Raw genomic sequence first — 7,819 nt, 5'->3', positions numbered from 1 at the left:
GTTCGGACTCGTTTTCACTTTGGCTTCGAGCTTTTACTCTTAACCTGCCACAGCCTGTAAGTCGCCGGCTCATTCTTCAACAGGCACACGGTCAGACGTTTAATCGTCCTCCCATTGCTTGTAAGCTAACGGTTTCATGTTCTATTTCACTCCCCTTACTGGGGTTCTTTTCACCTTTCCCTCGCGGTACTGTTTCTCTATCGGTCACACAGGAGTATTTAGCCTTACGAGATGGTCCTCGCTGATTCACACGGGATTCCACGTGCCCCGTGCTACTCGGGATACACTCGAGCTAGTCCGCTTTTCAACTACAGGACTTTCACCTTCTTTGGTGTAGTTTTCAGCTACTTCGTTTAAGTTTTCTAGTCTCTTTGTGAGTGTCCCACTACCCCATCAACCAAGGTCGATGGTTTGGGCTGGTCCCCTTTCGCTCGCCGCTACTTAGGGAATCGCTTTTGCTTTCTCTTCCTCGGGCTACTAAGATGTTTCAATTGGCCCGGTTGGCTCGTTTCAGTCTATGGATTCAACTGATCGTTTTTTGGGTTGCCCCATTCGGATATCTTCGGATCTACGCTTGCTTCCAACTCCCCGAAGCCTTTCGTGGGTCGCCACGTCCTTCTTCGCCTCTGTGTGCCTAGGTATCCGCCGTTAGCTCTTGGTAGCTTGACCAGATTCTCTAGTTTCTTTGACTCTTTCTCTTTTCTTATGCAGTTTTCAAGGTGCTTTTCACCGAACTTATCCAGTCCAGCATTCGCTTTTGATGTTCAAAAGTCGGTGCTGTCCAGCCTTCGCTCGGGGCAGGTGGGCCATCCTGGACTTGAACCAGGGACCTCACCCTTATCAGGGGTGCGCTCTAACCACCTGAGCTAATAGCCCGATTCCCACAACCTCGACTATAGTTTGAAAGCTTTAACCATTTTCCTTGTTCCGACCTTGGGATTTCCTTAACTTCAACGCTTATATTATTTAGCTGTTGAGTTAATCGTTGGTCTCCCTTTAAGGAGGTGATCCAGCCACACCTTCCGGTACGGCTACCTTGTTACGACTTCACCCCAGTCACTAGCCCTGCCTTCGGCATCCCCCTCCCACAAGGGGTTAGGGTAACGACTTCGGGCGTGGCCAGCTCCCATGGTGTGACGGGCGGTGTGTACAAGGCCCGGGAACGAATTCACCGCCGTATGCTGACCGGCGATTACTAGCGATTCCTCCTTCATGCAGGCGAGTTGCAGCCTGCAATCTGAACTGAGGCCGGGTTTGATGAGATTCGCTTACTCTCGCGAGTTCGCTGCCCTTTGTCCCGACCATTGTAGTACGTGTGTCGCCCAGGACGTAAGGGGCATGCTGACTTGACGTCATCCCCACCTTCCTCCGGTTTGTCACCGGCAGTCTTCCTAGAGTGCCCAACTTAATGCTGGCAACTAAGAACGAGGGTTGCGCTCGTTGCGGGACTTAACCCAACATCTCACGACACGAGCTGACGACAGCCATGCACCACCTGTCTTGTAGCTCCCGAAGGCACCCCAGAGTTTCCCCTAGGTTCTACAGATGTCAAGCCCTGGTAAGGTTCTTCGCGTTGCATCGAATTAAACCACATACTCCACCGCTTGTGCGGGCCCCCGTCAATTCCTTTGAGTTTCACACTTGCGTGCGTACTCCCCAGGCGGGAGACTTAACGCGTTAGCTTCGGCACAGCTCGGGTCGATACAAGCTACGCCTAGTCTCCATCGTTTACGGCTAGGACTACAGGGGTATCTAATCCCTTTCGCTCCCCTAGCTTTCGTCCCTCAGTGTCAGGTCCGGCCCAGTAGCACGCTTTCGCCACCGATGTTCTTCCCAATCTCTACGCATTTCACCGCTACACTGGGAATTCCTGCTACCCCTACCGGCCTCTAGTCTTTCAGTTTCCACTGCCTGACCGTAGTTAAGCTACGGGCTTTGACAGCCGACTTGAAATTCCACCTGCGGACGCTTTACGCCCAATAATTCCGGATAACGCTTGCATCCTCCGTATTACCGCGGCTGCTGGCACGGAGTTAGCCGATGCTGATTCCTTAAGTACCGTCACTTGCTTCTTCCCTAAGAAAAGAGGTTTACAACCCAAAGGCCTTCCTCCCTCACGCGGCGTTGCTCCGTCAGGCTTTCGCCCATTGCGGAAAATTCCCCACTGCTGCCTCCCGTAGGAGTCTGGGCCGTGTCTCAGTCCCAGTGTGGCTGCTCATCCTCTCAGACCAGCTACTGATCGTCGCCTTGGTAGGCTCTTACCCCACCAACTAGCTAATCAGACGCGAGCTCCTCTTCAGGCGATAAATCTTTCACTTTTCAGCCTATCGGGTATTAGCAGCCGTTTCCGGCTGTTGTCCCCATCCTGAAGGCAGATTCTCACGCGTTACTCACCCGTCCGCCACTAGGTATTGCTACCCCGTTCGACTTGCATGTGTTAGGCACGCCGCCAGCGTTCATCCTGAGCCAGGATCAAACTCTCCATGGTGAACATGAATGTTCTTTTCTTAGCTCTTTCTCTAGCGCACTAGAGAACTTTTCTTGTTTTTTGGTCTTGCTCCTAGACAAACTAGGCATCAAGACTTATAATTTCTTTTAACAAGGGTTTGGCTTATTAAGGCTTTCAAACTATTGTTTTGTCTAGGTTCGGGGCGCGTTCGGAGTGGTTTCTCTCAACCGCGCATTTACCAATATACTCAATTGCACAGGGGTTGTCAACCCCCTAAAAAAATTTTTTCTAAATTTCTGTGTTTCTTTTCTGATAAAGGTTTGAGGGGTTTTGATCTACCCCTCGTAGAAATTTTGGTCAAAAATTTCTAGAAAATTTTTTTGAGAGGGGTGATTTACCTTAAGACGAAAAGCCCAAATATATGATTGATAAGCTGTTAGGGAGATTAGAACGGCTTGTATCGATCAATACAGATTTAGCGATTAAAGATTAAAGTAGTGCTCGCCATGACTCGCCAATGGATAAAAAAAGGTTGTTCAGGTTGGGGTAAACCAGAGCTTAAACCCTTAGACTGTCTGATGTGAGTTTAACCCCTCTAGTGCTTGGACTAAAAAGGGGTTAATCAGTTTTTAGAGATTGAGTGATTAATTCTTGCTGGTTTTTTCTTTCTGCTGTTTGTTGGATAATTGACGTTTGAAGACTGTACCCAATCCTAATGCTGTGCCTGCACCCAAAATGGTTAGAGGTTCGGGGACAACGGCATCAGCAGTCGCGCTCGTGAACTCTACTCGAAGAGCATCAACGGTTCCTCCTGCATTGAGGATAAATTCAATGGTATTAATACCATCGACAAATCCACTGGTAACACTAAATGGTTGAAAGCTTGTAAATCCCACAAAAGGTGTGGTTATTCCCGTACTCGTTCCATTAATTAAGACATCTAAAATATTGTTGTCTGATGCTAACAAGCCTGATAGTTGAGCAGTAGAGGGAATAAATCCGGTGAGATCGAAAATTGTTTGATAGACATAAGTTCCTGTTGGACTGCCTATATTACCAGCATCAGGAATTGCACCAATCCACTTAGAAACGGAACTATTAGGTATCCATGCAGGATGCGCCGCAACAGCATAGGTAAGACCTGGTGTACTAATAGATGGAGGTGCTGACGTAATAATGTAATGAGGATCTACTGCATTATTAGGCAATACTGTTCCAGAATTATCTACACCTGTATTAAAAATAGTAAACTGAGCAGCCCAAGCTGTATCTGCTATTAATATTAAACTACTAGAAAGGGTAGCACCAGCTATTAATAAACTATACTTTACCATTATTATGCTCCAAATTTGTTGAAAATAACTTCAATATTAACAAAGCCCTGTCAGCGCTCATGTATAAGTTAAGTAATGTATAATTTAGTAAAAATCTGATAAATCTTACAAAGAAATAGCTATTATAAACCATAGGTTACATGAAAGCAATAATTCCCCCTAAAATTATCCTCGACCCGATGATCCAGAATTGGTTGCTTGAAGATCTCGGTCGAGGTGATCGCACAACGGGAGGCTTAAACCTTCAAGGTACAGGTAAAGCAGTTTGGATCGTTAAAGAAGCAGGAGTTATTGCAGGATTACCGATGGCGGCAAGGGTATTTCAATTGTTGGATGAAAAATTGAGCTTTGTTCCCCTTGCTACAGAAGGCGACAAATGTGAACCCGGACAAAAAATCGCTCAAATAGAGGGTTTATTGGAAGCTTTACTGATGGGAGAAAGAGTAGCGTTAAATATTGCTATGCGTCTCAGTGGTATTGCTACCCTAACTCGTCAATATATTGAAATCATTGCTGATTTACCTACTCAATTAGTGGATACTCGTAAAACTACCCCAGGATTACGGTTACTGGAAAAATATGCAACCCAACTAGGAGGAGCCGTCAATCATCGTATGGGATTAGATGATGCCGTGATGATTAAAGATAATCATATTCAAGCGGCAGGAGGAATAGAAACAGCCATCGCTAAAATACGCTCCTCCATTCCTTATCCTCTAACCGTTGAGGTAGAAACAACCAATCTTGAGGAAGTCAAAGAGGCACTCTCTGGCGGTGCCGATCTGATTATGCTAGATAATATGACTCTAGAGCAAATGCAGCAAGCTGTTCAAGTGATTCGTGAACGCAATAACAAAACCAAAATAGAGGCTTCTGGGAATATTACCCTTCATAATCTACGCTCAGTCGCTTTAACAGGAGTAGATTATATTTCTACCAGTGCGACCATTACCCGCTCAACCTGGTTAGATTTAAGTATGAGAATCGTAGAGCAATAATTTTTAGCCAGGATTGGCGGCATTTTGGGCAAAGAGCCATTTATCCTTTTTTAAAGAGCCATATTTCTTTAAACTAAAAATCGTAGGTTAATCTTGTATTGAAAACTGTAATCATGGCAAGCTTAGAAATTGAAACAAAAACTGTTCAAATTAGCAACGGAGATTTAGCCATAGATGCTTATTTAGCCACTCCTAAACAAGAAGGTTCTTATCCTGGGATAATTGTTGTTCAAGAGATTTTTGGTGTTAACGATCATATTCGTGATATAACTCGCCGCCTTGCAAGTGAAGGTTATGTCGCGGTTGCTCCTGCTATCTATCAACGTATTGCACCAGGGCTTGAGCTAGGCTATACCGAAGAAGATATTACCCTTGGTAGAAGTTATAAAGAGCAAACCCAAGCCGATGAACTTCTCAATGATATCAAAGCCACTATTGATTATTTATATAGCTTGCCACAAGTTCAACGTATAGGAGTCGGAACCATTGGCTTTTGTTATGGGGGTCATGTGGTTTATCTGGTGGCTGTTTTAGATGAGATTAAAGCCACTGCTTCATTTTATGGGGCAGGAATCACCAATAGCACACCAGGCGGGGGAGAACCAACAATAAACCGAACCAAAGATATTAAAGGTACGATTTATGCGTTTTTTGGGCTAGAAGACCCCCTGATTCCTAATGAACAACCCGATGAAATCGAAGCCGCACTGAAAAAACATAATATTTCTTACCAAATTTTTCGTTATCCTAATGCGGATCACGGGTTTTTGTGCGATCAGCGTGGTAGCTATAACCCAGAAGTGGCAGCCGATGCTTGGCAGCAAGTATTAAGTTTATTTAACACTACTTTAAAAAAGTAGTCAGCATTCTCCCATCAACTGGTTTTAAACTGGAGAGAAGATAAAAATTTAAATTCTCTCACATCTAAAATCGTCATGAATGCAAAATCTACCTCATCTCAAGAGTCTAAGCCATCATTCACTATGGATGATTTTGCCCACGCTCTTGAGCAATATGATTATACTTTTGAAAAAGGGCAGGTAGTAAGAGGAAAAGTTATTCAATACACTTCAGACGGCGCTTATGTTGAAATTGGCGGTAAATCGCCAGGATTCGTTCCCTTAAAAGAAGCTTCTATACAACCAGTAACTAACCTTAACGAATGCTTACCGCTACAACAAGAACAAGATTTTCTGATTATTAGCGGCCCTGATGCAGAAGGTCAACTGATTATTTCACGTCGTCAACTGGCCATTAAACAAGCTTGGGATACAGTTAAAGAGATCTCAGAAAGCGGTCAATCAGTACAAGTACGGGTAACCGGAACAAACCGAGGAGGAGTAACAGCAGAGGTAGAAGGGTTGCGGGCATTTATTCCCCGATCACATTTAGTAGAAAAGGAAGATTTAGATTCTCTGGTGGGTCAATTAATTACTGCTAACTTTATTCAAATAGACCAAGACAGCAATAAATTGGTTCTTTCTCAACGTCAACTCGTTCGTGCGGCGGCTATTGGTAAATTAACAGTAGGAACGTTGGTAGAGGGTAAAGTAGCCAAAATTCAACCTTATGGTGTTTTTGTGGATATTAATGGGGCTACAGGATTACTTCACATTACTCAAGTTAGTGGAGTCCATATTGATTCTTTAACCACTATTTTTAAGATAGGACAATCCATTAAAGTTTTAATCCTAGAGATCGATGAATATAAAAATCGAATAGCTTTATCTACTAAAGTTTTAGAGAGCTATCCTGGAGAAATTGTCGAAAAACTTGATGAAGTGATGGCATCTGCTGAAGAACGCCTTGAACAAGCCCGAGAAAAATTATCTCAGTAATAGTTATAGGTAATGGGTGATTAGTAAATATTAATTATCTATTACTCATTACCCAATCATTACGAAAAATCAAAAGTTGAGCAAAGAGCGTAAAAATTAGAGGATAATTGAGAAAGCAAGTAATTTATACTCATTAATTTTTGACAACAAGGTATAGTAACCGACCTACAAAAAAATTTAAAGTCGGTATGATTTGAAATAGATACTGATTGAGATGATGGGGGAAAAATTAGATTATGGTTAGGACTGCTTCAATTTCAGTACAATATACTATTGATTTGATTCAAGAAGATGCTCGTAATTTAGTTAAACAGGGAAGATTAGATCGTCAACAACCAATTTATACGCTTTGTCAATATATTCCTCCTCGTGAATGGTCTTGGGTTGAAAATGAGTTAGAACGGCATGGCTATTTGCTACGAGATCATCTTATTGACCTATTGGGTTCTGAAACTTGGGACGAGGATTAATCTTAATTTTTTATTCTTAAAATGTCTCTATAATTAAGTCGGAAAAAGAGTAAGTTGGGCTTTGTCCCAACTTTTAATGTATAATTTTATTGGGTTTAGTTAAATAATTATCCAATTTTCAATAAAAATCTAAATGTAATAATGAGTACCATTACATTAAATTTAAGTCCGACTATTTTATTAACAGATAACCAATTTTATGAAATATGCCAAAATAATAGAGATTTACGCTTTGAACGAACGGCATCGGGAGCTTTAATTATAATGTCACCTACGGGAGGAGAAAGTGGTCTAAAAGAAGCAAATATTATCACCGATCTGAATAATTGGAATCGTCAAAAAAAGTTAGGAGTTGTTTTTAGTTCTTCAACAGGTTTTAAATTGCCAAAAGGAGGAGATAGATCTCCGGATGCAGCGTGGATAAGTCGAGAAAGATGGCAAAGTTTATCTCTAACTGAGCGCAAAAAATTTCCTCCTATTTGTCCTGATTTTGTGATTGAGTTGAGGTCTCAGACAGATGATTTAGAAGAGTTACAAGAGAAAATGCAGGAATATATTGATAATGGACTTAGATTAGGTTGGTTAATCGATCCACAAAATCGTACTGTTGAAATATATCGTTTAGGGCAAGCTGCGGAATTGTTATATTCTCCTTTTACTGTTTCTGGGGAAGATGTTTTACCAGATTTTGTGTTAGATTTAACTTCGATTTTTCTAGAAGAATAAATAA

The 7,819-nt window shown here is 42.4% G+C and carries 6 protein-coding genes, 1 tRNA gene and 2 rRNA genes (1 of these 9 cut by a window edge); 5 read left to right on the top strand and 4 right to left on the bottom strand.

The genetic code is table 11. The features are described 5' to 3' along the window. The 4 genes from CYAN7822_RS20655 to CYAN7822_RS20640 all read right to left on the bottom strand — a co-directional run. Positions 1–669, bottom strand: a 23S ribosomal RNA gene (locus CYAN7822_RS20655) (it extends 2,215 nt beyond the left edge of the window). A gap of 133 nt (positions 670–802) precedes the next feature. Further along, positions 803–876 (bottom strand) — tRNA-Ile (locus tag CYAN7822_RS20650). A gap of 121 nt (positions 877–997) precedes the next feature. Continuing rightward, positions 998–2,488, bottom strand: a 16S ribosomal RNA gene (locus tag CYAN7822_RS20645). The 16S and 23S rRNA genes sit together here with 1 tRNA gene alongside, the layout of an rRNA operon. Before the next feature lie 605 nt (positions 2,489–3,093). Then, positions 3,094–3,783 (bottom strand): PEP-CTERM sorting domain-containing protein, encoded by a 690-nt coding sequence (locus tag CYAN7822_RS20640; protein WP_013324194.1) that lies wholly within the window; start codon positions 3,781–3,783, stop codon positions 3,094–3,096. A gap of 149 nt (positions 3,784–3,932) precedes the next feature. Here CYAN7822_RS20640 and nadC point away from each other — a divergent pair, with 149 nt between their 5' ends. The 5 genes from nadC to CYAN7822_RS20615 all read left to right on the top strand — a co-directional run bounded on the left by nadC (position 3,933) and on the right by CYAN7822_RS20615 (position 7,815). Further along, positions 3,933–4,781 carry a carboxylating nicotinate-nucleotide diphosphorylase gene (gene nadC / locus CYAN7822_RS20635; protein WP_041933887.1) on the top strand — a complete coding sequence of 283 codons (849 nt, stop codon included), beginning with the start codon at positions 3,933–3,935 and terminating at the stop codon, positions 4,779–4,781. Positions 4,782–4,894: 113 nt separating this feature from the next. Beyond that, positions 4,895–5,641, top strand: a complete 747-nt coding sequence (locus tag CYAN7822_RS20630) for a dienelactone hydrolase family protein (RefSeq protein ID WP_013324192.1) — start codon at positions 4,895–4,897, stop codon at positions 5,639–5,641. Between the two features lie 75 nt (positions 5,642–5,716). Continuing rightward, a complete protein-coding gene (locus CYAN7822_RS20625) occupies positions 5,717–6,619 on the top strand; it encodes a S1 RNA-binding domain-containing protein (RefSeq protein ID WP_013324191.1) in 903 nt (300 codons plus the stop codon). 236 nt (positions 6,620–6,855) lie between these two features. Further along, positions 6,856–7,089 (top strand): DUF4327 family protein, encoded by a 234-nt coding sequence (locus CYAN7822_RS20620; protein ID WP_013324190.1) that lies wholly within the window; start codon positions 6,856–6,858, stop codon positions 7,087–7,089. Positions 7,090–7,230: 141 nt separating this feature from the next. Next, a complete protein-coding gene (locus CYAN7822_RS20615) occupies positions 7,231–7,815 on the top strand; it encodes a Uma2 family endonuclease (protein ID WP_013324189.1) in 585 nt (194 codons plus the stop codon). The last annotated feature ends 4 nt before the right edge of the window (positions 7,816–7,819 follow it).

The organism is Gloeothece verrucosa PCC 7822 (assembly GCF_000147335.1).
GTDB lineage: Bacteria > Cyanobacteriota > Cyanobacteriia > Cyanobacteriales > Microcystaceae > Gloeothece > Gloeothece verrucosa.
Note: the sequence above shows the minus strand (reverse complement) of the source record. Positions and strands in the feature narration are given on the sequence as shown.

Coding starts and splice junctions, on each gene's coding strand:
- CYAN7822_RS20640 (WP_013324194.1), bottom strand. CDS start 3,783: ATGGTAAAGTATAGTTTATTAATAGCTGGTGCTACCCTTTCTAGTAGT.
- CYAN7822_RS20630 (WP_013324192.1), top strand. CDS start 4,895: ATGGCAAGCTTAGAAATTGAAACAAAAACTGTTCAAATTAGCAACGGA.
- CYAN7822_RS20625 (WP_013324191.1), top strand. CDS start 5,717: ATGAATGCAAAATCTACCTCATCTCAAGAGTCTAAGCCATCATTCACT.
- CYAN7822_RS20620 (WP_013324190.1), top strand. CDS start 6,856: ATGGTTAGGACTGCTTCAATTTCAGTACAATATACTATTGATTTGATT.
- CYAN7822_RS20615 (WP_013324189.1), top strand. CDS start 7,231: ATGAGTACCATTACATTAAATTTAAGTCCGACTATTTTATTAACAGAT.